The sequence below is a fragment of the Gemmatimonadota bacterium genome (genome assembly GCA_009841265.1).
Classification (GTDB): domain Bacteria; phylum JAAXHH01; class JAAXHH01; order JAAXHH01; family JAAXHH01; genus JAAXHH01.
This window is the reverse complement of record VXMB01000001.1, coordinates 84,127-110,449: the sequence shown is the minus strand read 5'-3', so window position 1 is coordinate 110,449 and position 26,323 is coordinate 84,127. Positions and strand designations below refer to the sequence as shown.

Annotated in this window: 20 protein-coding genes; 10 read left to right on the top strand and 10 right to left on the bottom strand. The window is 61.2% G+C overall.

Annotated elements, in window-relative coordinates; genetic code table 11:
- Window positions 1-36 precede the first annotated feature (36 nt).
- From F4X08_00410 to F4X08_00395, 4 genes are read left to right on the top strand one after another with little or no spacing between them, the layout of a single operon-like run.
- Entirely contained in the window at window positions 37-1,329 is a 1,293-nt protein-coding gene (locus F4X08_00410; GenBank protein MYD24261.1) for a DUF512 domain-containing protein, read from the top strand.
- Between the two features lie 6 nt (window positions 1,330-1,335).
- Window positions 1,336-2,661: a ribosome biogenesis GTPase Der gene (locus F4X08_00405; protein ID MYD24260.1), complete on the top strand. Its 1,326-nt coding sequence runs from the start codon at window positions 1,336-1,338 to the stop codon at window positions 2,659-2,661.
- The gene (locus F4X08_00400; protein ID MYD24259.1) at window positions 2,658-3,158 is read left to right on the top strand and encodes a MerR family transcriptional regulator; all 501 of its coding nucleotides are present in this window, start codon (window positions 2,658-2,660) and stop codon (window positions 3,156-3,158) included. The genes F4X08_00405 and F4X08_00400 overlap by 4 nt, the downstream gene beginning before the upstream one ends.
- A gap of 30 nt (window positions 3,159-3,188) precedes the next feature.
- Window positions 3,189-5,918, top strand: a complete 2,730-nt coding sequence (locus F4X08_00395) for a M1 family metallopeptidase (protein MYD24258.1) — start codon at window positions 3,189-3,191, stop codon at window positions 5,916-5,918.
- 61 nt (window positions 5,919-5,979) lie between these two features.
- On the opposite strand, the gene F4X08_00390 is transcribed toward F4X08_00395, so the two are convergent.
- The 8 genes from F4X08_00390 to F4X08_00355 all read right to left on the bottom strand — a co-directional run bounded on the left by F4X08_00390 (window position 5,980) and on the right by F4X08_00355 (window position 12,739).
- Window positions 5,980-6,816 (bottom strand): tetratricopeptide repeat protein, encoded by an 837-nt coding sequence (locus tag F4X08_00390; protein ID MYD24257.1) that lies wholly within the window; start codon window positions 6,814-6,816, stop codon window positions 5,980-5,982.
- Complete coding sequence (locus F4X08_00385; GenBank protein ID MYD24256.1) at window positions 6,809-7,105, bottom strand: integration host factor subunit beta; 297 nt, start codon at window positions 7,103-7,105, stop codon at window positions 6,809-6,811. The genes F4X08_00390 and F4X08_00385 overlap by 8 nt, the downstream gene beginning before the upstream one ends.
- Before the next feature lie 171 nt (window positions 7,106-7,276).
- Entirely contained in the window at window positions 7,277-7,933 is a 657-nt protein-coding gene (locus F4X08_00380) for a hypothetical protein (GenBank protein ID MYD24255.1), read from the bottom strand.
- Window positions 7,934-8,075: 142 nt separating this feature from the next.
- Complete coding sequence (locus F4X08_00375) at window positions 8,076-8,825, bottom strand: phytanoyl-CoA dioxygenase family protein (GenBank protein MYD24254.1); 750 nt, start codon at window positions 8,823-8,825, stop codon at window positions 8,076-8,078.
- Window positions 8,826-9,123: 298 nt separating this feature from the next.
- Entirely contained in the window at window positions 9,124-10,593 is a 1,470-nt protein-coding gene (locus tag F4X08_00370) for a M81 family metallopeptidase (protein MYD24253.1), read from the bottom strand.
- Window positions 10,594-10,645: 52 nt separating this feature from the next.
- Entirely contained in the window at window positions 10,646-11,185 is a 540-nt protein-coding gene (msrA, locus tag F4X08_00365) for a peptide-methionine (S)-S-oxide reductase MsrA (GenBank protein MYD24252.1), read from the bottom strand.
- 46 nt (window positions 11,186-11,231) lie between these two features.
- Window positions 11,232-11,435, bottom strand: a complete 204-nt coding sequence (locus tag F4X08_00360; protein MYD24251.1) for a hypothetical protein — start codon at window positions 11,433-11,435, stop codon at window positions 11,232-11,234.
- Entirely contained in the window at window positions 11,432-12,739 is a 1,308-nt protein-coding gene (locus F4X08_00355) for an amidohydrolase family protein (GenBank protein MYD24250.1), read from the bottom strand. The genes F4X08_00360 and F4X08_00355 overlap by 4 nt, the downstream gene beginning before the upstream one ends.
- 171 nt (window positions 12,740-12,910) lie before the next feature.
- Between F4X08_00355 and F4X08_00350 the strand changes: the two genes are divergently transcribed.
- The 5 genes from F4X08_00350 (at window position 12,911) to F4X08_00330 (ending at window position 18,722) form a co-directional block, all read left to right on the top strand.
- Complete coding sequence (locus tag F4X08_00350) at window positions 12,911-13,174, top strand: hypothetical protein (GenBank protein ID MYD24249.1); 264 nt, start codon at window positions 12,911-12,913, stop codon at window positions 13,172-13,174.
- A 22-nt stretch (window positions 13,175-13,196) separates the two neighbouring features.
- Complete coding sequence (locus F4X08_00345) at window positions 13,197-14,327, top strand: sodium ion-translocating decarboxylase subunit beta (protein MYD24248.1); 1,131 nt, start codon at window positions 13,197-13,199, stop codon at window positions 14,325-14,327.
- Window positions 14,328-14,389: 62 nt separating this feature from the next.
- Entirely contained in the window at window positions 14,390-16,180 is a 1,791-nt protein-coding gene (locus F4X08_00340) for a biotin/lipoyl-binding protein (protein MYD24247.1), read from the top strand.
- Window positions 16,181-16,225: 45 nt separating this feature from the next.
- Entirely contained in the window at window positions 16,226-17,413 is a 1,188-nt protein-coding gene (locus F4X08_00335) for a DUF3187 family protein (protein ID MYD24246.1), read from the top strand.
- On the top strand, window positions 17,373-18,722 hold the full coding sequence (locus tag F4X08_00330) for a serine/threonine protein kinase (GenBank protein ID MYD24245.1): 1,350 nt from the start codon (window positions 17,373-17,375) through the stop codon (window positions 18,720-18,722). Before F4X08_00335 ends, F4X08_00330 begins: the two co-directional genes overlap by 41 nt.
- A gap of 79 nt (window positions 18,723-18,801) precedes the next feature.
- Here F4X08_00330 and F4X08_00325 read toward each other — a convergent pair whose 3' ends face one another.
- Complete coding sequence (locus F4X08_00325) at window positions 18,802-24,048, bottom strand: AAA family ATPase (protein MYD24244.1); 5,247 nt, start codon at window positions 24,046-24,048, stop codon at window positions 18,802-18,804.
- 84 nt (window positions 24,049-24,132) lie between these two features.
- Window positions 24,133-25,056, bottom strand: coding sequence for a branched-chain amino acid transaminase (locus F4X08_00320; GenBank protein ID MYD24243.1), 924 nt, complete (start codon window positions 25,054-25,056; stop codon window positions 24,133-24,135).
- Window positions 25,057-25,176: 120 nt separating this feature from the next.
- Here F4X08_00320 and ribD point away from each other — a divergent pair, with 120 nt between their 5' ends.
- Entirely contained in the window at window positions 25,177-26,271 is a 1,095-nt protein-coding gene (ribD, locus tag F4X08_00315; protein MYD24242.1) for a bifunctional diaminohydroxyphosphoribosylaminopyrimidine deaminase/5-amino-6-(5-phosphoribosylamino)uracil reductase RibD, read from the top strand.
- The last annotated feature ends 52 nt before the right edge of the window (window positions 26,272-26,323 follow it).

Here is a 26,323-nt window from a genome sequence, read left to right as displayed (position 1 = left end):
CTATGTTGTCACTGATATTTCAAAGTGTTAGGTGATATGCGGATAGAACAGGTGCGTCCGGACAGCATCGCGGAACATGTCGGCCTGGTCCCGGGAGACCGGTTGATCCGGATCAACCAGGCCCGGGTCAGGGATTCCCTCGACTACAGGTTCTGGTCCAGCGAAGACGTGCTGGAACTCGACGTTCTACAGGCCAATGGAAACCGCGTGCTGATCGACGTGGAGAAGGATCCGGATGAGGACCTCGGCCTGTCTCTCCACGAGCCGCCCTACCAGGCCTGCGCGAACAAGTGCGTGTTCTGCTTCATCCACCAGAATCCGAAGGGCATGCGCAAGGCCGTGTACTTCCAGGACGAGGACGTGCGCCTCACGTTCCTCTACGGCAACTACGTGACGCTGGCCTTCGCTTCCGACGCGTACCTCGACCGGATCATCGTGCAGCGCCTGAGTCCGATCTACGTGTCGGTCCACGCCACGGACCCGGAACTGCGGCGGATGCTGCTGGGCGCGCCCAAGGCGAAAGACGTCATGCCCATCCTCCGGCGGCTGGCGGATGGCGGGATCCTGATCGAGACGCAGATCGTCCTCTGTCCCGGACTCAACGACGGCCCCGCGCTGCGAAAGACCGTAGACGACCTGGCCGAACTGTATCCGGCGGTGGAGTCGATCTCCATCGTGCCCGTCGGCCTCACCGCGCACCGTCAGGGACTGTATCACCTCGAGCCGGTCACCGTGGACTACGCCCGGCGCATGATCGATACGGTCGGCGACTGGCAGGAGGAACTCCGCGAGCGGCTTGGGCATCCGCTGGTGTATCTGTCCGACGAATGGTACCTGATGTCTTCCACGCCCTTTCCTCCGCCGTCCTTCTACGAGGACTGTCCAGTCGTGGAGAACGGCGTCGGCATGGTCACACATTTCGAAACCGAAATTGCCGAGCAGACGCGTTCGCTTCCCGAACGGGCGGCCGAACCGCTCTGGGCGACGCTGGTCACGGCCGAACTGGCACAAGACGTGGTCCGGACATCGCTCGTGGAACCCCTGAACCGGGTGGAGCACGTGGAAGCGAAGCTGGTCGTGGCGGAGAACACGTTCTTCGGCCCGGGGATCACGGTGTCGGGACTGCTGACCGGCCGGGACATCCTCCATGCGCTGAAGGACGAGGAAGTGGGCGACCGCGTGTACCTTCCTCCGAACGTGCTGAACGACGACGGCCTGCTGCTGGACGACATGAACCTGCCCGGCCTGAGCGAGCGGATCGGGGTGCCCGTGGAACTCTTCCCCGGCCACGTGCGGGATCTTCCGGGGCTGGCGGAAGCGAACGGTTAGACAAACATGTCCCCTGTAATCGCCATCATAGGACGCCCCAACGTGGGCAAGTCGGTGCTGTTCAACCGGATGATCGGCCGCCGCGACGCCATCGTGCACGACGCCCCGGGCATCACGAGGGACCGGCATTACGCCGACGCCGACTGGTTCGGGAAGAAGTTCACCGTGGTGGACACGGGGGGCCTGGTCCCGGAATCCGACGAGCCCATGGAGGCGGCCATCGAGCAGCAGGCCCGGCTGGCCGTCAGCGAAGCCGATGTGATCCTATTGGTCACGGACGTCCGCACGGGCATCACGCCCCTGGACCAGAAGGCGGCCGAAGTCGTCCGCCGGGCCGGCAAGCAGGTCATCGTCGTCGCCAACAAGGTGGACAGCGGCGCCCAGGAAAACCATGCCTACGAGTTCGGCGCCCTGGGATTGGGCGAGCCCGTGATGATCTCCGCCCTGAAGGGACGCAATACGGGCGACCTGATGGACCTGCTGGCGGAGCGGATTCCTGAACCCGAGCCTGTCGAAGAAGAGGACGACGGCGCGATCAAGGTGGCGATCGTGGGCAGGCCCAACGTGGGCAAATCGTCCCTGGTCAACGCCATCGTGGGCAGGGACACGGTAATCGTCTCCGACGTCCCCGGCACCACGCGGGACTCGGTAGACACGCAAATCACCCGGCAGGGCGTGACGTACAGTCTGATCGACACGGCCGGCCTCCGGCGCCGGTCCCGGATCAAGAGCGACATCGAGTTCTACAGTATCACGCGGACGATGCGGAGCATAGCGCGCTGCGACGTGGCGGTACTCCTGGTGGACGCCGTGGACGGCCTGGCCACGCAGGAGCAGCGGATCGTATCGCAGGTGGACGAGGCCGGTAAGGGGCTGGTCGTCGCCTTCAACAAGTGGGATCTGGTGGACCGGACCGAGCATCCGACGGAGGCCTACGCCCAGACGGCCAGGGAGTACCTCCGGTTCGCCGACTACGCGCCGATCCTGTTCGTGTCGGCCGAGACCCGCCGCGGGGTGACCCAGATCATGCAGAAGACGCGCCACGTCCACGAAATGCGTTCGCTCCGGGTATCCACCGGCGAGCTGAACCGCGTTGTGGAAAGCATCACGGCTTATTATCCGCCCCCGGCCGCGCCGGACGGGCGGGCGACCAGCATCCTCTACTGCACGCAGGTACAGAACGCGCCGCCCACCTTCGTGTTTTTCGTGAACCATCTGGACGCGATCCCGGATTCGTACAGGCGGTACCTGTCGAACCGGCTCCGGGAGACCTTCGTATTCGAGGGTTCGCCCATACGCGTGCTGATCCGCGGGCGGGAAGGGAAACGATGAGCAAGCTGTACTATTCCAGCAGCGAAGTCTCGACCATGCTCGAGCTGGAGCCGTCCGTACTCCGATTCTGGGAAGACCAGTTCGGCCAGCTTCGCATCAAGCGGAACCGCGCCGGCAAGCGGATGTACCGGGAGAAGGACATCGAGCTCATCCGCACGATCAAGCAGCTCACACGGGACGAAGGATACACGATCGCCGGCGCTAAAAAGAAGCTTCAGGAATTCGCGGCGAACCGGGGCGCGGAGAAGGCGGTCCGAACCGCGGAAAGGGCGGACCGCGCCGCGGAACAGGCAGCGCCCAGCCCGGTGAAAGCGGATCCTGGCGCGGCGCAGGCTGATCCTGGCGAGCAGGCGGCCCCTGGCGCGGAGTCGGCGGCCCCGGGCGAGCATGCGGACCCCGGCGAGCGGAAGACCCCCCCGACCGATACCTCCTCCCAATCCGAACTCATCCAGTGGTTGCGGTCCCGCCTGATCGAGATACGGGATTCGATGGACTAGGGCCATGCATTCCGCGTTCAGGAAACGGTCATGATCGCCTTCCCGCCCCGTCCGTCGTCCCGGCTGTTGCCCGCTCTCTTGTCGGGCCTGCTGTTCAACCTCTTTTCCCTCGCGTCCGATACCCCAGGCGCCCGCGCGGCAATACCCAATCCGCAGGCCATTTCCGGTCCAGCGACCGTCGACCGTCCCAACATCCCGGGCCCAGCCATCGAAGCGGCCCTGGCGGAGCTGTACCGGCAGCTGAATGGCCGGCGAATTGACGAAAACCCCCTCGAAGAGATCCTCGACGACGGCGATCCTTCCCTGGCCGAACGGTATGGCGACGCCAGGATCAGGCTGAGGGAGCGGCACGCGCTGGACAGCCTCCTCGCCCGTCCCGAAATACGGCTGAACGTTTTCTTCGAAGAGGAAGAGCGGCTTTCAGCCGAACTGTGGGACATTCATTTCACCCGGCATGGGGATGGCTGGAAAGCCGAACGGTTTAAGCCGCTGCTGACGGCCCACCTCGGTTTCCGATTCTCCCTGCGGGAGGATGAGTTCTACGCTTTCGACTACCTGACGATCGAGCGGCCCGCCGGAGTATTCGAGATCGAAGACGGCCTGCTGATGCCCGGGTTCTCGGGAGATCGGATCGGACGCGCGGTCCTCGTGGGCGCGGGACGATTCACCTTTACGCCTTCGGACCGCGTAGAGCGTCACCAGATGAACAAGTACGCCCGCACGGCCGACGATACCTACACGACGGACTTCGACCGGATGGTGCTGGTCCTGTCGCCCGGGGGATATGAGCACCTGGTGGAAGGCGTGGCGCTTTCGCGTGTCGAGGGCGGACGGGCATTCGACCGGGCGAAGGCCCTGCTGAACCGCGTCGACCGGGACTACCTGCTGGACATGAAACCCGCCCGTGAACGCTTCTCCCTCGCCCACACGCATCCTGGATTCCTGCAGGCGGAGATCGATCTCTCGGACTCGGACCGGTGGCTTGTCTATACGAACAGCCCCTATGAATCGGAATCGGTCAGCCTGGTTCAGAAGAGTGGGTTTCCCAGGAACCCGGACATCAGTCCGCCCGTGGTCTGGTGCCGTTTCTCGCCGGGTCCGGAGGGACCGTCCGGCCGCGCCGACCGCGCCGGCCGCGCCGCGAAGGACGAGACGGTCCGGGGTCCGCTGCTGTCCCTGGACCACTACGATCTCACGGGATCCCTGGAGCAGGACGGCCGCCGCATGCGCATGAAGACGACACTGGAAATCACGGCCCGGGCGGCCCCGCTCACCGCGGCGACTTTCACGCTGAACCCGGATCTGGATGTCTACCGCGTGGACTACGCCGGCGGCGACGGCGCGCTGTTCACGCGGCAGGGCACCTGGCTCACGGTCCCGTTCCGGCGGCCGGTGCCGGGGGACAGCACCTCCACGCTGACCCTCTGGTACGAGGGCGACGTCTTCCAGCACCGCGGTGGCAGCGTCTTCGGCCTGTTGACCAACCAGCAGTGGCTTCCCGTTCATTCCAACGAGGATCTGTACACTTTCGACCTGGAACTGCGCTATCCGGACGAGCTGACCGTGGCGACGGTCGGCGCACACGTGGCCAGTCATGAGGAGGAAGATGCGCGCGTCACACGCTGGCGGCGGACGCGGCCCGTGTCCTCGCTGGGCATGACGGTCTCCGAAAACCGTACCCGCACGGTCTCCGCAGGTGGCATCGACGTGATCCTCAGCGTGGATGAAGACCGGCGCCCGGCCGAATCGAACACAGCGCGGATCCTCACGCACATCGGCCCCGCGCTGGACTTCTTCGGCGGCGTCTTCGGTCCCTACCCCTACGAGAAGCTCGACGTCGTGCAAATGCCGGACGACTACGCCTTCGGACGGGCCCTTCCGTCGATGCTGATGCTGTGGGGACTGTACTTCCAGGATGCCTTCCGCCTGGACGCGAACCTGCACGCCCACATGTACACGGAAGTGCAGCACCTCTTCCGCGGGTTCCTGGCCCACGAACTCGCCCACCAGTGGTGGGGCGGCACCGTGGTCCCGAAGACCTATCGCGACGCCTGGCTTTCGGAGGCAGTGGCGACGTACGCGGCGGACCTTTACATCGAAAGTGAGACCGGTCCCGAAGCGTTCCGCGAGATGCTGAAACGGCACACGGACCAGGCGCTGTACGCCGACCGGCACGGTGCGATCGACCTGGGCATGCGGCTCGGGGAACATTACCAGGCGGTCGTCTACGAAAAGGGCGCCGTGGTACTCCACATGCTGCGGCGCACCATCGGCGACGAGCACTTCATGAACGTGCTCTCACGATTCAGCCGGCAATACGCGGGCAAGCTGGTTACGACGGCGGATTTCGAGGCGGCGGTGGAAACGGAAACGGGCCGGGAGATGGGCTGGTTCTTCGACCAGTGGATCCGGGACACGGGCTTTCCGGTCTACCGGGTGTATTTCACCAGCAGCGAAGGGGGCGTAGGTGCGGTGTCCGGCGGTGCGGCATCTAGCGGTCCGGGTCAGGGCGGATTAGATTCGGGCGGTGAGAGGACCGCCAGGGGGTTCACGGTGCGCGGACAGCTATTGCAGGAACAGGAAGGCCGCGTATTCCATGCGATCGTGCCCCTGGTCATCGAGTTGGAGAACGGCGACCGGATCGTCCGGGAGATCTGGAACGCCCAAAGGCGCCAGACCTTCGAGTATGCATTGCCGGACAGGGCGAAGCGCATCGACATCGCGCCGGATTTCTCGGTGTACTTCAAGGCGGCCCGGTAAGGCACGGGCGTGCCGCTGCTCTGGCATCGGTAATCCCCGCGCCGTAGCGCCGGGCACGACGTTACTCGAGCAGGGGTCTTTCCACCCGGGCGCGGTTCGCCTCCGGTGAGTCGGGATACCGCTTGATCAGCCGCTGGTACACGAAACCGGCCTCGACGGTGCGTCCCGCGGCTTCGAGGCATTGCCCCGCCTCCCACAAAACCGCCTCCAGGCCTTCCACACCTTGAAAGTCGATCTCGAACCTGAGGTACTGTCGGGCGGCTTCGATGAAATCCTCCTGCGCGCGGTAGCTTTCCGCTATGGCGAGACGCGCCGACTGCACGAGCGTCGTATCGGGCTCGGAAGCAAGCAGTTGCTGGAAGACCATGCGCGAGAGTTCCGGCCGCCTTCCGGCAAGGAGCGCCTGCCCCAGCAGGAAGCGCGCTTCATCCTCCAGTTCCGAGTCGGGATAGGCCGACAGGAACCGATTGCAGGCGTTCACCGCGTCGTCGTGTCGTTCCAGGGCGAACTGGATGCGGGCGACCTCCAGCAGCGCGTCGTCCGCGAGGACGTGTTCCGGGCCGTGCATCAGGACCTTCAGGAAATACTGCTCGGCCGCTTCCCGGTCCGGATCCAGGCGTCCCAGGTAGTACAGGACCACTGGGTCTTCGGGCCGGTCGTCCAGCATGAGCAGGAAGGCCTCGCGCGCCTGGTCGTGCCGGCCCGATTCGTAAAGGGCAACGGCTTTCTCAAGCGTAATGGAGGAAGTTTGGGGCGGTACTGCGGCGACGGTCGTGTCCTGAGGTGCGGCCTGGAGCGGACTCAGGCACAGCAGACATCGGAACAGATATGGGCGGGCGTATTTACAAACGGTCGACAGGATGGCGGGAGTGTTGCGGTCCGCCTTTTTTTCAGTCATCTAAGGGGACCCGCAGGGCTTCTTTCAATAGTTTTCCGGGTTTGAAACGGGTCTTTTTACCTGCCGGGACGTAAACGATATCGCTCGTGCGGGGATTGCGCGCGGAAGTGCGGGCTTTCGTGTCCTTGACCTCGAAAACCCCGAATCCCCTGATTTCGATCCGGTCTCCCTCGATCAGGGAGTCCCGCATGGCCACGAACGTCTGGTCGACCACGGGAAACACCTGCTCTTTCTTAAGCCCCAGACGCTTGCTGATCAGTTCCACCAATTCTTTCTTGGTGGTGGTCATGAAGGCCTCCTCCCGGCAATCGGCACACCGGTACGCAACGGACGCTATCCCTTTGCATTAATTCAACTTAACAACGCCGCACGTATTCTAAGGGGCGGTATTCGCCCTGTCAACGGATTTTGTCGCGAAGCTGGAAATGCAAGTTTGTTGCTGGATTCGACGGATGGTCGTTCAACACGTTGAAGATCCATCCAACTCAGCCACCATGATGCAATTGGCATAGGGGAACGGCCTGCCGTAGTTGCAGCGAAGCGCGTCTACTTTTTCACATTGAACCCACGCAAGCCGGCCGTTCCTGCGGATGAAGGTCTCCCGGTCGAAGCCCAGCCCATCGGATGCGACAAGCTCGTCCAGGACGGGGTTATATCCCAGGGGAACCGTGGCTAGGAACAACCCGCCGGGCGTCAACAGGCTTCGGCACTTTGCGATGGCCAGTGGAATCTTCTGGCGGCTGTCTCCGTCGTCGTCGAATCCAATGTGCTCGATGGTCGAAATTGAAATGACCAGATCAAATCGTCTTTCGGTTTCGAATTCTACCACATCCTCGTTGATCACCTCAATTGAACCGGTCCCCTTTTCGTACTTGTCGAGGATTGCATGCCGCACGTCGTAGTAATGTGAGGTGACGTTGCCTACTTCCAGGACAGTTTTTCCTTTATAGCGTTCTAGATAGTCCCGGGCGATCGCGATCTCGACGGCCCGTTCGTTGGACCAGGTAGCGCCATTAGGATGATAGGTAAGGGGGAGGGATTGGCCCTGGTACTGGAAGGTTGCTTCTTCAAGTCGAGGTATGACGATCGGCGCCAGGATCCGGCGCAAGGGTTTCATCACTATTTCTTTCGCGCCGAATCTGCGTATGAACCAAGCAGTTTTGCCAACCAAGCCGGTACGGTATAAATGCGGTGTCCTGGTCATGTTCGAATCGGCGAACGGCTTCCGTTGTAACACCGGTAATCGGCATTTTATGGACTTAATTCATCCCCGCCGGCGTCGTTTCGTGGAAGGGGAAGGACCCCTTGAAGGGACGGGGGCTGGAGACGTACCACACGCCCTCGTACATCGGGCAGGTCTGGTAGTGGCAGACCACGTTGCACCGTTCCATGTCGACATCTTCCTTGGCGCCCTGGTGGGGGATGTGGCTGAGGAAGACGACCGCGTCGCCGGCCATGGGGTGCAGCACGACGTGTTCCTGCGCGTAGCACCACTCTTCGAACGCGACGTGGTCGATCCGGGGGTAGAGGTGGGGCGGCTCGGAGAGATGGCCGTTCTTGACGAAGCGGAGATTGCCCTGGCCGGGGACGTTGTCCTGGAAGTAGAAGGTCGTGTTCACGCTGCTGGGCTGCACGGCCAGCCTGCGTTTTTCCGTCTCCCGCTTCTCGTTCCAATAACCATAGAAGTCCATGTGCCATTCCTGGGTGTAGGCGCCGGGGTTGATGTGCGCCCGGAAACTGCGGAGCTGGCACTGCTTGCCCATCATGGCGTAGAGCAGCGGCGCCACGCTCGGATGGCCCACGAGCGGGGCGAAGACGTCGGGCTCCCGGTCCAGCAGGGTGTCGAACCACATGTTCCCGACCGCGTTCAGTCCTTCCTCCCATCCCTGCTCCTTGGCGTGGAATATGCGGGACCGCACCTGCTCGGTTTCCTCCGGGGACAGGGCACCCTTGAGGAGCACGAAACCGTCCCGTTCCAGTTGATCCAGTTTTTCGTCGAGATCTTTCACCTGGTCTCTCCTTGTACGCCGTTGTCAAGTACGCCGTTGCTAAAGTACGCTGCTGCTAAAGTACACCGCTGCCTGATCCGGAAATCGGTGGTCCGACCGGTCGCGCACCGGTCCCGCAACGGCCGCGTAACGGTCGCGCACCGGCCGCTTAGGGTTCACCCCGCGGATTTCGACAAGACCATAAACACGGGAACATTTGCTGTCAAGGCATACGGGACGCCTCGCAGGACGACTCGTGGGCTGCGCGACGGCCTCCTCGACGGCCGGGCGAGGACCGGTTCGGCGAGGCCCCGCGGGATCATTCCTCGAACGGATAGAGCGGACGACGCCGGTACCGGAAGTCGAATCGCCGCATGTCCGCGGTCGTGGCGCCGGGCGTGTCCACCCGGATCAGCCGCTTGCTCACGGGCGCGTAGGCTGCTGTTGGCGCATGAACGCCCTTGGCGATGAGCACGTGGAAGTCGGCCGGGTCCAGGCCGATACTGGTCATCATACCCAGGCTGACCGGCACCGTCCGGAGCGACGTCAGGCTCACCGTCAGTCCGTTGTCCGTGGCCACGACAGCGGTCTGCCCCATATTGAACGATGTCTTGCCCCCGTGGCGAACAGCCGATTCGGTGAAGCGTCCTTCGTGGATCCCCTGCACCCGCACCTCGGTCCGGATGGGCGGGCCGTGCCGGTCGTCCGTCTTGCCGCCCATGACCAGCGTGAGCCTCGCACCCACGCCCGCTGCAACGGCCCGTTCGACGGATCCGGGATCGAACAGGCAGAGGAAGGTCTTCACGTCCCCGCGGCTCAAGATCTCGTGGGCAATGAGCGTGCCGTCTGCGGCCGATCCGCCGCCCACGTTGTCACCCATGTCGAGCAGGCACACGGGCCCCTCGCCGTCCAGGACGGCATCGACGGCCTCGGGGATGGAAATGAACTCGCCGACGAACTCGTCCCGGTGCGCGGCCAGGTAATCGGCGAGTTCATCCGCGATACGCCGGGCCAGACCGGCGTCACCGTCAGTCACGGCAATGAAGGCCGAACCCATCTCCGGCACGTCCGCGTACGGAAACCCGAGGACGACGCTGTTCGACAGGACGCCGGTTTTCTCCAGCCACGCGTCCGCTTTCTCATAAAGAGGCCGGCAGGGCGGAGAGGACGTGTCCTGGCGCTCGATGCCGATGGCCACCGGCGGAAAAGCCGCGGCCTGCACGGGCCGGACTTCTCCGCGCAGGGTCCGGGCCATGAGCGTAGCGGCCTCCAGGCCCCGCTGCTTCTGGTCCAGGTGCGGGTTGGTGCGGTAGGCGATGGTGGCGTCGCAGGCCTCGACCATGCGCCGGGAGAGATTGGCGTGGGGGTCGATGGTGCAGATGATCGGAAGATCCGGCCCGACCTCCCCCCGCAGCCGGGTCAGCCAGTACCCGTCCAGGTCGTGGTAATCCGCCCCCTCGCCGGCATTGGCGCCGTGGGGAGCGACCAGCAGGCCGTCGAGCGGCCCCGCACCCGCGAGCTGCGCGAACATCATCTCGATCAGCACGTTGCAGGTGTCCCGCGTGATCCGGCCGGACGGCGGGGTGGACGCGTAGAACAGCGGAACGGCGTCGATGCCGGCGTCGTCCAGTCCCTCCAGGAAGCCGCTGATCTCGTGGAATCCACCCCTGAAATGATCGGCGACGGCTTCACCTGTCAGGATCCCGTCCCGCCGGAACAGGTCGAGGGTCGTCGGCGTGTGGCTGAACGTATTGGATTCGTGGATCAGCGAGAGGATGCCCACGCGCACGGAATTGCGCTCCTTCGGCTGCGGACCCTGCTGCGGCCCGTACGACAGTGGATCACGACAGCATGTGCTGGAAGGATTTTCTGAACTTGTCCACCTTCGGGTCGATGACCATGAAACAGTAGGGTTGCCGTGGATTGTTGCGATAGTAGTCGTGATGGTACGCTTCGGCCTCGTAAAAAACCTCGAGGGGTTCGATCTCCGTAACGATCGCCGCGCTCCACAGGTCCGACGCGTCGGCCTCCGTCCTCGAATACTCGGCCGCGCGCTGCTGTTCTTCGTCGTGGTAGAGGATGATCGAACGGTACTGCGTCCCGACGTCCCCGCCCTGGCGGTTGAGCGTAGTCGGGTCGTGTATGCGCCAGAAGATGTGCAGGAGTTCCGCGTAGCTGATCACGGCCGGATCGAAGGTGATCCGCACGACCTCGGCATGGCCCGTAGCGCCGGTGCATACGGACTTGTAATCCGGGTTGTCTACGCTGCCGCCGGCATAGCCCGACACCACGCTCGTCACGCCCCTGACCTGCTGGTAGATCGCTTCCAGGCACCAGAAGCAACCACCGCCCAGCGTCGCCGTCTGCGTCTCTTGAGTCATGTAGCCGTCCTCCGTGGAGTGTGGGGCCGGTCTCGTTCGCCCCGGTTTAGCCCCGCGAGTTTCTCGTAACGCGCACATAGGCAATAACGAAAATGGGTAGGGCGAGGGCCAGGAAAATCCAGATCAGCGCCCGGTCGTCCTCGATGATCCCGGTCATCGACAGCAGCGTGCTTACGCCGGCCGCGGGAATAGCCGCGGTAGCGGCGGATACAATCAGGCAGAAAAGAAGACTCTTGATCATGGGTTTCATGAGGCCGGCCGATTCACATGTTTGCCGTCGACGTAGTCCAGCAGATCCCGTGTGACCGCGCCGTCGGGCTCCCGGTCGAAGGTCGCCTTGAAGACCCGCATCAGGTCGGGCGGCTCGAACCGCCTACCTTCGCGCACGGTGCATTGTACGTTTTCGATATCTTCGATCCTTTCGAGGGGGTTCCCCCGGACCGCCACCAGGTCGGCCCGCAGACCCGGCCGGATCGAACCGGTCCGGCCGTCGATGCCCAGGACCCGGGCGTTTATCGATGTGGCCGATCGCAGCGCGTCCACGGCCGGGATGCCGGCGTCCGTGTACATGACGAGTTCGTCATGCACGCTCATCCCGGGCACGAGGTGGGGGAAGGGCGTGTCCGTGCCCAGTGCGACGGTCACCCCCCGCTGATGGGCCCGGCGCAGGAACCGCTTCAGGTGCGACATGGCGCCCTGGTATCTCAACCGGTATTCCGGCGGACCGAAACGGCCTAGATACCGCTGCCATATATCCAGGTGGCGAGGGTGTACCCAGGCTCTCCGGGTGTCGTGGTGGAAGGGCCGGTCCAGGACGCGCCCTAGCCGGTCCCAGACCACCAGGGTCGGGTCGATGATCACGTCCCGTTCCAGGAGCAGGTCGATCATGAGATCGTCTTCCGCCTCGGAAGCCGCTCGCCAGGCCACGCCGCACCCGGCCAGATGCTCGAACTCATCCAGTCCGAGCCGCGCGGCATCATCCGCGGTGGTTGATTGGAGGTGGGCCACCACGAATTTGCCCGATGCGTGGGCGGCGTCGACCGCCGCCTTCAGCAGTGGGGGTTCCACGCCCGCGTACAGCTTGATCTGGTCCACCCCGGCTTCCACGTGCCGCCGGACCGAATCGGCGATCTCGCCGGGTGTGCCGTGGGCGCGGCCCAATTGGGGCCAGTAGACCCTGGGCCCGTCGAGCAGGTGTCCGCAGCACAGGATGGCGGGACCGGCGGAAAGGTCCATCGCGTGGCGCTCGCGCTCGCCCAGGATCCAGGCCAGGTCGTTGCCCACGTCGCGGATCGTGGTCACCCCGGCGGCCAGGAAAGCCGGTCCCATGACGGAACTGTAGTGGACGTGGGCGTCCATCAGGCCCGGCAGGAGCGTGCATTCCGGCAGGGCCGCGGTCTCCATGACGGCGGGGATTTCGGAGACGGGCAGGACCGCGTCGATCAAGTCGTCCTTCACCACGACGGCCACACCGCTTCGCGTCTCGCCGGAAACGCCGTCCCAGATACGGTCCGGGGCCAGTGCGTACATGACGTTCCTCCTGTCTGCCTTCATGAAGGTATCCCGCGTACAGGTTGCCGGCTGCCGGTCGCCGCCCGGCGTCCCGGACAGGTGCCTTTACCACCTCGTTCGACCCGGCATAAATCCCTTGCCCGCAGCGTGCCCCGTCCTTTATTTGAACCATCGGTAATATCTAACGTCACCGTGGATTCTGTCAAAGGGCTAATGTCCAATCCTCTGCACACCGGATGGCAACGAATCCTGGACGGCCAGGGTCTCGAAGTCGCCTTCACGGGCATGTTCATCGTGTTCCTGGCCCTTGCCGCCATCAGCTTCTGCATTGCCATGCTACCCAGGGTCGTGGCGGCGCTGGGGGGCATGCTCCCTGAACATCCGCACAACCCCACCGGTACGGATTCCCCGCAGGACGAAGAAGCCGTGGCCGCGGCCGTCGGGTTCGCGCTCGACGAGAAGAACAACCACCGGTAACCAGGCCATGCGGACGGACTAAATGACGATACTGTACGATTTTCTGTCGGCTTCCGGTCTGGCCGCGGCGACGTGGGGACATGCCGTGATGATCCTGATCGGCATGGTCATGATCGGCCTGGCGATCATCCGCCGTTACGAACCGCTGCTCCTGGTGCCCATCGGTTTCGGCATCATGCTGGGCAACATCCCCATGATGGAAGGGGACGGGCACGGCGTCTACGATGAAGGAAGCGTCCTCTACTACATCTACTTCGGCGTCAGGGAAGGCGTCTTCCCTCCCCTGATCTTCCTGGGCATCGGGGCCATGACCGATTTCTCGGCCATGCTGTCCAACCCGCGGCTCGTCCTCCTGGGCGCCGCCGCGCAGATCGGCATCTTCCTGACCCTTCTGGGCGCCATGGCCATCGGTTTTACGCCCGCCGAATCGGGCGCCATCGCCATCATCGGCGGCGCGGACGGTCCCACGGCCATTTTCCTGTCATCGAAACTGGCGCCCCACCTGCTTTCCATGATCGCCATCGCGTCCTATTCCTACATGGCCCTGGTACCCATCATCCAGCCGCCCATCATGCGGCTTTTCACGACACGGCAGGAACGGCTGATCCGCATGGCGCCGCCCCGGGCGGTCTCGCAGCGGGAGAAGATCCTCTTCCCCATCGTCGCCTTCATCATCGCCGCCATGATCGCGCCGGATTCGATCGTGCTCGTGGGCATGCTCTTCTTCGGCAACCTGCTCAAGGAATGCGGCGTCACCGAACGGCTGGCCAATACGGCGCGGACCTCGATGATCGACATCGTCACCATCCTCCTGGGGTTCTCGGTCGGCGCCAGCACGCAGGCGTCGGCGTTCCTTTCGCTGGAATCGCTCTTCATTTTCACCCTGGGCGTGGTCGCTTTCTGCATCGCGACGACCGGCGGCGTGCTCTTTGCCAAGTTCCTGAACCTTTTCGTCAAAGACAAGATCAACCCGCTGATCGGCGCGGCGGGCGTCTCCGCCGTGCCCATGGCGGCGCGGGTGGCCCAGGTGGAAGCCCATCGCGAAGACCCGCGGAATTTCCTGTTGTTTCACGCCATGGCGCCCAACGTGGCGGGCGTCCTCGGCTCCGCCATCGCCGCGGGCATACTCTGGTCCGTCCTGGTGGGCGGGTAATTAAGGTGAATACATTGAACCCTTAAAACGAGGGAACCAACGTGAAGAAAAAAGTTCATTTCATGTGCACCACGTTCCGCGACGGATTCCAGTCCGTTTACGGCGCGCGCGTCTTCACCCGGGACTTCATGCCCGCGGTGGAAGCGGCGCGGGACGCGGGGATCGACTACTTCGAAGCCGGCGGCGGGGCCCTGTTCCAGTCGCCCTATTTCTACTGCAACGAGGACGCCTTCGAGCGGATGGACGCCATCCGGGAGGCGGTGGGCCCGGACGCCAACCTGCAGACCCTGTCCAGGGGCGTGAACGTGGTCGGGCTGGATTCGCAGCCCAGCGACATCATCCGGCTGCACGCCGAGTTGTTCAAGAAGCACGGCATGACGACCATCCGGAACTTCGACGCCCTGAACGACGTGGAGAACCTCGTGCACAGCGGTCGGTGCATCACGGAAGCCGGTCTGAAGCACCAGGTGTGCGTCACCGTTATGGAACTGCCCCCGGGCTGCGCGGGCGCCCACGACGCGGCGTTCTACACGGACACGTTCAGGAAGATCCTCGACGCCGACATCCCCTTCGACTCGGTGTGTTTCAAGGACGCGTCGGGCACGGCCGTGCCCTCCAAGGTGTATGAATCCGTCAAGGCCGCCCGGAAACTGCTGCCCGAGGGAACCTGGATCCACTACCACACCCACGACACGGCCGGCATCGCCGTCGCGGCGTACCAGGCGGCGCTCGAAGCCGGCGCAGACGCCATCGACCTGGCCTTCGCGCCCGTGTCGGGCGGCACTTCCCAGCCCGACATCCTCGTCATGTGGCACGCGCTTCGCGGGACGGACTACGACCTGGACATCGACCCGGACGGCGTGCGCGAAGCAGCGGAGATCCTGAAGGAGTGCATGGAGGACTATTTCCTGCCGCCCGAGGCCGTGGCCGTGGAGCCTTTGCTTCCCTGGAGTCCCATGCCGGGCGGCGCCCTGACCGCCAACACGCAGATGCTCCGGGACAACGGGATCATGGACCGCTATCCCGCCATCATCAAGGCCATGAGCGAGGTCGTGGAGAAGGGCGGGTACGGCACGTCCGTCACGCCCGTTTCCCAGTTCTACTTCCAGCAGGCTTTCAACAACGTGATGATGGGCCCCTGGAAGAAGATCGCGGAGGACTACGGCCGGATGGTGCTGGGCTATTTCGGCCGGACGCCCGTGCCCCCGGACCCGGTGGTCGTGAACATCGCCTCGGAGCAGCTCGGTCTGCCGCCCAACCGGCGGCCGGTGCTGGAACTCAACGACAACGACCCGAAGAAAGGGGTCGAAGCGGCGCGTAGCGCGCTGAAAGAAGCCGGGATAGAGGATACGGACGAGAACATCTTCATCGTCGCGGCATGCGGCGAGCGAGGGCTGGCCTTCCTCAAGGGCGAAGGGTTCATCGGCGTCCGCAAGAAGTCACCGGCCGACCAGGAGGTGCTGGAGGAGGACGCGATGGCCTCGACGAACGGCCCCCGCGGATACCAGGTGACCGTCAACGGTCGGAGTTACGCGCTGCGGATCGAGGGGAAGACGGCGATCGTGAACGGCAAGGCCTATGACGTCGACCTGCAGCCCGATATGTCCGAGGCCGCGACGGAAGCGGCGGAACGCGCCGGGACCACGCCGGTCATCGCCCCGATCCCCGGGAAAGTTCTCAAGGTGGCGGTCACGCCCGGACAGGCCGTCGAGGAAGGGGACGTCATCGTGGTCCTGGAAGCCATGAAAATGGAGATGGAGGTCACTGCCGATGTCGCCGGAACCGTGACCCATGTCTCCATAAACCCCGGCGTCCAGGTGATCGCGGGCCAGACGCTGGCCTACCTGGGTTGAGTACCTGAGTACCCCCGATCCGGATCCCTAGGGCTGGAGCGTCGCATGGCCGGATTCCCCATACACCGCATTTGCCTTAAAACACACTTCATGAACGCGGCCCGCACGCCGAACGCCCGAATGCTGACCGCGGCCCGCACGCGGAATGCGGCCCGTATACTGAGCGCGGTCCGCATATTGCGCCGGGCCGTTTCCTGCGGCATGTTGATGCTCGTAATCCCCGCTTATCCCGCCTTTTCCCAGTCCCCGGCCACCGGTCCCTTCATGCAGCGCGACCAGTTCCCCGTCCGAATGTTGTTCCTCGGACTACGTCCCGAGACCGGGGACCTCCTTCTGCGGAGATCGATCCAGTGGGCGGTGCAGTTCGACTACGCCAATACCTATGCGAGCACCCTTCCCGTGGGCGATACCCTGATCGCCGACGACTACTACCGGGCCGCGCCGCCAGACGAGTACCGGCTTTTCGTGGACACGGAATCCCTGCGCCTGTCGGTGGATCTGGACTGGCGGATCGCGTCGAGGCTGCAGGTCGGCATGACGCTGCCGTTCCTGAAGCATGGCGGGGGCTTCCTGGACGGCGTGGTAGAGGGGTTCCACGGCGCGTTCAACCTGTCCAACGGGGGCCGGGAGTGGGCTCCGAGGAACGACTATGGCGTATTCGTCGTACGCGACCGCCGTTTCTGGATCAGGAGCGTCGAGTCCGCCGGCTTCAGGCCCGGGGACCTGGTAGTGCGGATGAAGACGCCATTGAACCGTGGCGGAGAGCAGGTCGTCATGGCCATTGCCGGCGCCCTGAAGCTGCCCACGGGCAGCCTGGAAACGCTGACCGGCAGCGGGGGATGGGATTTCCAGGCGGCGTTTTTCGCTACCTGGCGGCCGGACCGACCGAAGAAGGACATGATCTTCCATGCCAACCTCGCCCACAGCCGGCTGGGCAAACCGACCCACGGCGAGGGATTTCCCCTGCGGTCCATCACGACGCTCGTGCTGGCCTTCGAATACCGGACCACGGGCCGGCTCGCTGCGCTGCTCCAGACGCAGGTCAACATCGGTCCCTTTCCGAGCAGCAGGCTGGGCCCCTTGAATCGCACAGCCATCGAGGCGACCGCCGGCGTGCGGTACGCCCTGTCCGAGTCGTTGTCGCTCGATGCCGGTCTGACCGAAAACCTCAGCCAGTATCAGAACACCCCCGATGTGGGGCTGCACGTCGGACTCGTGTGGAGGACGCCCTAGCTGTTGTGGTGCCGGACGACGACGCCCGGACCGCGGAACAGAGATGCCCTGGCGGCCGTTACCTCGGGAATCAGCGGGAATCAGCATGAATAACACGCACAAGCGAATACTTTTCAACTCCCACGGGCGGTTGGGCGTGATCGAACTGGATGCCTCCAGAGCCAAGCCGGGCGTTGATGCCGCCCGGGACCCGACTGCCCTGGATGCCGCCGCGGCCACGACGGGGGTGCAGGTCTGGTATCCGAATCCCGACGCTCCGGGTATGGCCAGTTGGGGCTGGGGACCCCTGTTCGAGGACCGTCGCAGGGTGATCCTTTCCAGCTATGAACCCGGCAAGGCCTGGGAGGGCAACGTGCAGGTCCATCTATGGATTTACGACCTGGAGGAAGACCGTCTGCTGGAGGAAATCGCACTGAAGAACCGGCCCGCACCGTTCATGGGTTGCACCCATATCCTGCCCGGGGAAGAACGGCTCGTGACGAACCCAATCATCGACGGGAAGCAGCGCATCTGGACCATGGATCTGGACGGGTCCGATCCGAGAGAGATCACTGGCGCGGAGGACGGGTTCGTCTACTGCGTGCAGATCAGCCCGGATGGCCGCCGATTCGCCTACCATTCCACCATGCTGGAAGGCCGGGACAGTTATTGCATATTCGTCTCGGATCTGGATGCTGGAAACCGGGTGGAAGTAGCTGCGGCACAGGGACATTTGTACTTCGGTCCCATGTGGTCGCCGGACGGGCGGTGGCTGATTTACCAGGACTGCCACTATCCCGATGATCCGGGACACGACTGGGCCGATCTGTGCCTCGGCAGTCCGGACGGCCCCGATGGCGCGCGCCACCGAAAAGTCACGACGGGACAACGCCAGTGGTTCGCCACGTCCTATGGCAACCCGGACTCGCGGGGCAGCGGTTCCAACATTGCCCAGTGGACGCCAGACGGGAAGAGAGTCACCTACACCCGTGCGGAGCCCGGTTCCCGGACGGCCTGGCCATATCAGGCGCAACGGCCGGACACCGACCATTTCAACCGGGACTACTACCCTGCAGCAGCCCGCGGCGGCACCGCCATCTGCCTGCTCAGTCCTTTTTCGGGAGAGGAATCGGAGTTCATTCCTTACGAACCCCTGGTCTGGAACTTCCGGTCGGCCTGGTCACCGGACGGTTCCATGTTCGCTTTCTGCCGCGCCGAGGTGGGATCGCCCAGCGCCATCTGGCTGGTCGATGCCGACGGCGGCAATGCGCGGAAGCTTACAAACGGATACGAACACCTGGGCGCGGATCACCCGGTGTGGGTGGGGTGATTGGGTAAGGGGGTTGTTAAAGTTAGAAAACAGCTGGGTATTTTGATAGTCATCTATTTGTGTGTGGTTAGTTCTTGCCCTAATCGTTGTTGTGCTTAACTGTGCTTTCATCATCGCCATCTAACATTACATCTACATAGGGATAATGGTGATTCAAGATATTTCGCAATTTCAGTCCTACCTGAGTTGTAAGTCGTTTCAAATCAAAGCATCGAAGTACAGCCTTCAAATGATCATCTGATCCTCGCTCGAGTTCCTCATTTTCGTTTCTTAGCAACCATCTCCCGACAAACTGGAGTTCGCTCGGTGGGATTTCATCAAAGGAACGCGGACCTCGTTCGCGAACGATAACTGGAGATGTGTTCGCTGAGCGAGCAATCGAATACGTGAGACCACCTTTGCCCGATTCGTCCTCCAAAACGATGTAGTTGCTTCGAATTGCGTGCTGCAAGGCCTTATTCATTGCACGTTTGAGTGGGCCTCCCATCCTGCGGATCCCGCAACTACGTAGATAGATGTCGTAAGATCGTTTCGCAAGCATTGGTCCCTCTAAATTTATGATCTGTACAAGAACATCCGATACTTGCGCAGTACTAGCATGTCGTGGATCGGGTCCACTTTCGCCTTTAAAGTTAGCATAGGGTATTCGTGGCGGGCAGGCGTTTGAGTTCGACATACCAGAAATTCGTCGAGTCGTCTCTCGATCTAACTCTTCTGCTGGCGGTACAACAGAGAGTTCCGATGCTACTGCACCAATCGAAGATTCTGTCCTTTCGGGTGAGGTTGGTGGACCTGACCAAACGTCGTCCATATTCAGGTTTGCCGTTAGTGGAGGTTCAGTTGCAACTTTATCGATTCCACCGGGTTCGATACCGAACCGTTCCAATTCGCTCCAGACCGACTCCATAGTCCGCGTACGGTCTCGGTAGAAATCGCTTCCACGAATACGAACGAATTGCCACCCGGCTCGTTCGAGATCACGTTGTCTAGCCATGTCATGTTCATACCGCTCGGGCCCATGCCATTCATCACCGTCGCACTCAACCGCAAGTCGTCCTTGCATACCTTCCACAACAAGATCGATTCGATACCTGTGATTAGTTGGGTCACCTACGCAGACCTGGGTACGTACATGAAAACCTCGTTCGGTAAGGCAACGATATACATCTCGCTCAAATTGGGATTCGAAACGTTGTTCGTTTTCATCAGTAGACTGGCGTGATGGATTTAACATGTAGCTCAGTAGACGATGACGCATGCACAAATCACTTAGCACATCGAGATTAGCCGTATGAAAAAGCCAAAGTTGATCCTGTGCTCTGCTTGCAGCAACATTGAAACGCTGCCGTGCCGATTCGGCCGTTAACGCACCGATCCTAATCTCTCCAGGTGCAGCGACCATGCTTAAGAAGACAACGTTGCGCTCGTCTCCTTGGAAAGCATAGGCGTCTCCACAGATAAGACGACGTTCTTCAATGATCTCGGGGTCTAGTGTTTCCAAAAGTTTCTGTTCTATTAACTTGGACTGTCCTTCACCCTGAAGGCTAATGACCCCCATAGTCAACCCACTGTAACGGGGATCTTTGACGCATGCATGTATTTGGCTAACGACGGCGTCCGCTTCGGGCGGATTTTGTGCATGTTGCGTACGTCCGCGTCGATAGCCTTCTGGAACATGACGTAGTACGAGCGGCTGTAGACGATTCGCTGGATAGGTACGCAAAGGATCAAGAGGTGTTCCGTTGCTCGCATAACAAAGATCATTCGAGAACTGAATTATCTCAGGCATACAACGGAAGTGTTCGCGCAACACGATGTTCTGACTAAACCGGATTTTGGCATTAGCATACAAACTGCTCTGAGCTGAGAGCGCATGAAGATGTGGGATACCCGAGAGATAGTGCTGCTGCATCCCTGAGATCGCGGCATCGGGTACGCCTACGCCGTACGGACTGATTTGCTGATCGTCCCCGACCACCACCATTTTTTTCGCAATATAGAACAAAAAGAGGCTTTCTATTCCTAACTGGCTCGCCTCGTCCACGATTACAAGATCGTAGCGGTCAGGTGCGGGATCAACCATTTCAGCTACCAAATAGCGAGGCATGACCCAGACAGGAATCGCTTCACGGCATTCGGCCATATATCGTCGCGCTTCCTGTCGTAAACGTGCCATCTTGGCTGATTTACCCGTGCCCTTTCCCATGGCTCGAACGGCTTCCCGCCAGCTTTTAAGGGCTGCGGTCTCTTTGGGAGAGAGACGGTCGAAGAAATACGTCCACGCACGGAGAGCGGCCGCTTCCGCTAGAAGCTCACCGATTCCAGCTTCAATCTCACTTTGTCGCTCCCAAAGTTCTCGTTGGTATTCAAAATCCGAACGTTTAACGAGCCATGAGTCAGTTATAGCCCAATGCCATGCCGACTGCCATGTTCGAAAACGAGTCTCCCAGGCTTCATCATCGAGACTCGTTGAAACACAGTCCACAAGGCTGGGAACATAACTGGCGAGCAAGTTCTCTACACGCATCCGCCGCTGTTGATCCAATCGAGTTTGTTCAGTTGAAACAACACTTGTATGACCCTGGCTGTATGAACGAACATCTCGGTCTTCTATTGCGCGTAGAAGTACATTAACCACAGGATGGACATCATGTAATTCCTGTAGACTTCTAAGACTTCTTGCACATGAGTCGACTGCGCTCGTTGTTTCGTTGAGTTGTTCCTCGACGGATGTCGCTTTAATCAAGTCAAGGTATTCCTGCGTTTGGCCACTGATCCAATCCGGCACTGGTACGGGTGGTGACGCGTTGGTCATGAATTGCGAGAGGAGATCGCAGCCGTGCGTGTACTCGAAGCACCGCCTAAGAATTGAAGTTCGCTCCGTTAGTTCGGCAAACCTCAAGCGGCTAATACCTTCAGGGGACGACACGCCAACCCCGTTCCAAACCGAATGAAGATCTGCCAACTCTAATTCCAGTTCCAGTTTATCGCGGACAACCTCTAGATTATCGGTATTCGAAGCACGTTCTCCATCGACAAAAACACTGTCTTTCAAATAGGTGCGATCCTTTACTTCTTTTGGCGTAAAGACACGAAATCGCTTCCACTTACCACCGTTCTTGAAGTAGTCGATCACAGCAATCGCGTCGGCAAGCACCTTCCTGGCATCGCTGCCTTCAGGCAATTCCACCGTTCGGGCACTGACCTTCTGGATCAAGTTCTCGATTCTTGGTAGACATCCGCCACTTACTTCGAGAACAGTACTCCAGCGGGCTTGTTGACCCGAAATCAGATCTTGAATTGCGATCTGACTCCATCCCCCTCCTTGCCGTCTCAGTTCGTGATGTTGATTTTCAACCGCCTCCAATTCTGACCGCAGTTGCTCCCGCGAGTTGTCAGGTAGTGAGAGGATCGGGCCATACGCCTCGTGAGATCGCATGTGCTCGTGTTGCTCGTACAGCTTGAGTGCTTCTGCTTCTTGGTTGACTGAAGCGGCGAATTGAGTCGGGGATGGTACGTCATCTCTCGAAGGAATCTGTTTATTGGCTTCCAATATCTGTTGGTCAGTGTACCTTCGTCGGATTTCGAGCCATGAGATCATATCTTCATTTGAAACAGGCGGTCTTGTGTCTGCTTCTCGGGGTAACTGTAGCCACTTATACTTATCTTTTTCTCGAGCCACTTGTTCTGCGATAGCCGACGCCGTCCCGAGATAGATTCCGTCAGCAACCGAATGGACGGTTGTTTCGTCCTCGCGGAGACTGCGTAGTTCAGACTCAATTTCTGCCAGGCGACGACGAGAATTGTCGAGATCTTGGTCGATTTCATCGATTCTGTCTTTGTAATCGCCCGGCATATAGGTGGCTTGCCGTGTCGTAATCCCTTGCACCGACTTGCTCAGCTCCGCGAACGCGTCACCACCCTGCCCTAAAAGGCTGATGCATAACGGCTGGATCTCCACCGGGAGCTTTTCCTTGAGAACCCTTAGGGCTCGTCCGGTCTCGGCAGTGATCAACAATCGTTTGCCGTTTGCCAGCAGATGGCACATTAGGTTGACAATAGTATGACTTTTACCGGTCCCAGGCGGTCCCTGTACGAGTACACCGGATCGATCGTCAATCGCTTGTACGATGCGTCGTTGTTCCCTGTTCGCGGGCAAGGGAAAGTAGACTTCGGAAGAGTCTAAATGCTGATCGGCTCTTTCATACCGACCGTTTTCTTGACCAATGTCGTTTCCGCTGTCTTCAACGTCCTCGATCAATCCATGCCACAATTTTGGTACTGTAGCGTTATTATGAGAAAGCTGTTCAATTAACCTGTCGTAGATTCGTGCCATACCGATCTGGGTTCTTTTACGCATAATGAGCGCGGGAGCAAAACTCAGAACCGGGTCATTCGTTGTGCTCTCCCGAGCGATAAGGCTGTCCGTCCACTGGGAATTTGGATTCAGGGCCCCTACCCAGGCTTTGAGCATAGAATGCGTTTGCGGTTTGTCCCAAATATCATCTCCAATCTCATTCAGTTGGCTTTCGGCTATGTCGTAGAAGGTGCGATCAGGACGGAGTTCGGCTTCTAACATATCATCTTCGATTTGTAGTCGGGCACCGTCACCGGGAGGGCAAATTCTGATCACACCTTTATCCGGATTGAACTCTATGTCTACTTGTGCTACGACTACGTGACGACGGATGGGTATAGCTTTTTCATTTACTTTGCTACGCCAGTCCAAGAAACCAAGCCCCAAGACGACCTCGACTATCTCACCTTGCTTCAGCACCTGTGTATGCAACCGAAACAAATCGGCGTACACACGTTGTATCGCTTTCCGACGACGATGTTCCTTTGACCAAGCTTCCCAGCGTGGCCGGTACCTCTCATAGGCTTGTGAAACTTCAGGATGATCGATAAGTGATAGCGACTTCAGTGGTGGGGTTTCGTCCTTTTCAAGAACGGTTTCGTCGTCTGGTACAACTATGGTTGAGTGGAGCGGGGGAAATCTGTGTGATGCTTTTGAGAGTGCCTGTTTATCCACCCATGGCTGGGCGGACTCGGGAGGTGCCGGCACTTTTTCAAACTGCTGTTTTCTTACCTCTAGCCATGGATCGTCCTCGTCGAAATCGTCCGTCCAAGCAGCACTCTGGCAGTCATGATCCTGAGGCATGTCTCCGAACCAGAGGAATTCGTCGTATTGTTCAATGTCGCGAATCGTGGTCGTCCGGAGTCCAACAAATTCCTTTAGGTAGCGAGCTAGCCTGAGGGTTGGAGGCTCGTTTTGGGCTTTATAGGAGGTCATTTCGCACCCACGAGTTTGTATGGATGCCAACATCAATTGAAAAGGCTATCCTACGGGGCAGTCTGTCAAGCGAAAGACTTAGACTAATTCGACGGCCAGATGAGTCAATGACTCGCTTCACACGTAGGTCAGCCAGCCGTGGGCATCCTCTCCCTCGCCGGTGGTGACCGCGAAGAACCGGTCCTGGATCTCCTTCGTGACCGGACCGCGGTACCCGGCACCCACCGTGATGCGGTCGATGGACCGGACCGGCGTTACCTCCACGGCGCTGCCCACGAAGAACACCTCGTCGGCGATGTAGAGCATTTCCCGGGGGATGTCCTGTTCGACGACCTCGAACCCGGCGTCCTGGGCGAGCGTCATGACGGAGTTGCGGGTGATGCCGCCGAGGACCGAGGCCGTCAGGCTGTTCGTGATGACCCGGCCCTCCTTCACGACGAAGATGTTCTCGCCGCTACCTTCGCTGATCAGGCCATCGGTGTTCAGCGCAATGCCTTCGCTGTACCCGTTCTCAATGGCTTCCATGCGGATGAGCTGGGAATTGAGGTAGTTACCTCCGGCCTTGGACAGGGCGGGGTGGGTATTTGGCGCGGGACGGGTCCAGGACGAGATGCACACGTCGACGCCGTTTTCCAGTACGTCGTCGCCTAGATAGGTGCCCCAGTCCCATGTCCCGATGGCGACTTCCACGGGGCATCCCAGGGGGTCGACGCTCAGCAGGCCGTACCCGCGGTATACGACGGGGCGGACGTAACAGGAAGCGTGCTTGTTGGATCGGATGGTCTCCAGGACGGCATCGCTGATTTCCGCTGGGGAGTAGGGGATTTCCACCCGGTAGATCTTGCAGGAGTCGAAGAGCCTGTCCACGTGCTCCTGGAGCCGGAACACCGCGGAGCCCTGATTCGTCTTATAGCAGCGCATGCCTTCGAAGAAACTCGAACCGTAGTGCACCACGTGGGAAAGCACGTGGAGCTTCGCGTCTTTCCAGGGTACCAGTTTCCCATTGAACCAGATGTATTCGGCCTCCGGCAGGGTGGCCATCAAGGTCTCCTTTCTGCGGTTCGATCTGCGCCGACAATCTGGCGCAAACTAGGGGGCTAACCCCCCGTTGTCAAGGGCAAAAGGCTTGACACCCTCTTCGCGAATCCCCTAGCTTACGCCATGACGAAATCGGACCATGACGCGGTATTCATGCGCCAGGCGCTGGACCTCGCGGCGCAGGGAATAGGGCGTACCAGTCCCAATCCCATGGTGGGTTCCGTGGTCGTCCGCGACGGCGTCGTCCTGGGCGAGGGCTACTACCGGGAGTACGGCGGGCGGCACGCCGAACCGCAGTCGCTCGAGGAGGCGGGAGCGCGTGCGCGGGGGGGCACGTTGTACGTTACCCTGGAGCCCTGCTGCCACCAGGGCAGTACGCCGCCGTGCACGGAAGCGATCATCGCATCGGGCATCGCCCGCGTCCACGTCGCTATGGCCGATCCGGACCGGCGCGTCTCCGGCAAGGGGATCGAGCGGCTGCGCGCCGCCGGCATGACCGTGGAGACGGGCCTGCTGGAAGCGGAAGCGCGGGAACTGAACGCGGCCTACGTGCGCCACCGGGAATCCGGCCAGCCCTACGTGCTGCTCAAGCTTGCCCAGACGCTGGACGGACGCATTGCCACGAGGAACGGCCATTCGAAGTGGATTACCGGGGAGGCCGCGCGGAAACGGGTTCACCTGATGCGCAGCCAGGCGGATGCTGTGCTCGTGGGCATCGACACCGTGCTGGCGGACGACCCGCGGCTCACGGTCCGGCACGTGGACGGCCGCCAGCCTCGCCGCATCGTGCTCGACAGCCGGGCCCGCACCCCGCTGGACGCTCGGGTATTGAACGGCGAAGCACCGGCGACGGTGTGCGTTGCGGAGGCCGCGCCCGCGGATCGGGTTGAGGGACTGAAAGGAACGGGTGCCGAGGTGCTGGTATTGCCTGGCGGGGAGGGGTCCATTCCTATAACACCGCTTAAATCGGCACTTGGAAAGGCAGGGATCGTGACCCTGATGGTAGAAGGCGGTAGCCGCGTGGCCGCTTCCTTCCTGCGGGAACGCGCCGTCGACCGGATCGCCTGCTTCGTTGCGCCGCGCATTCTGGGCGCGGGGATCCCATCGATCGCCGACCTGGCACTGGACGACCTTTCGAAGGCGATCCAGTTGAACGATACGCGGGTGGAACAACTGGACGGCGATCTACTTGTCACCGGCACGCCGGGGTACGCCTGAAGTGGTCGCGGGCAGTCGGAAGCCGCGCCTTAGGAGATCATCGGCGCCGGTC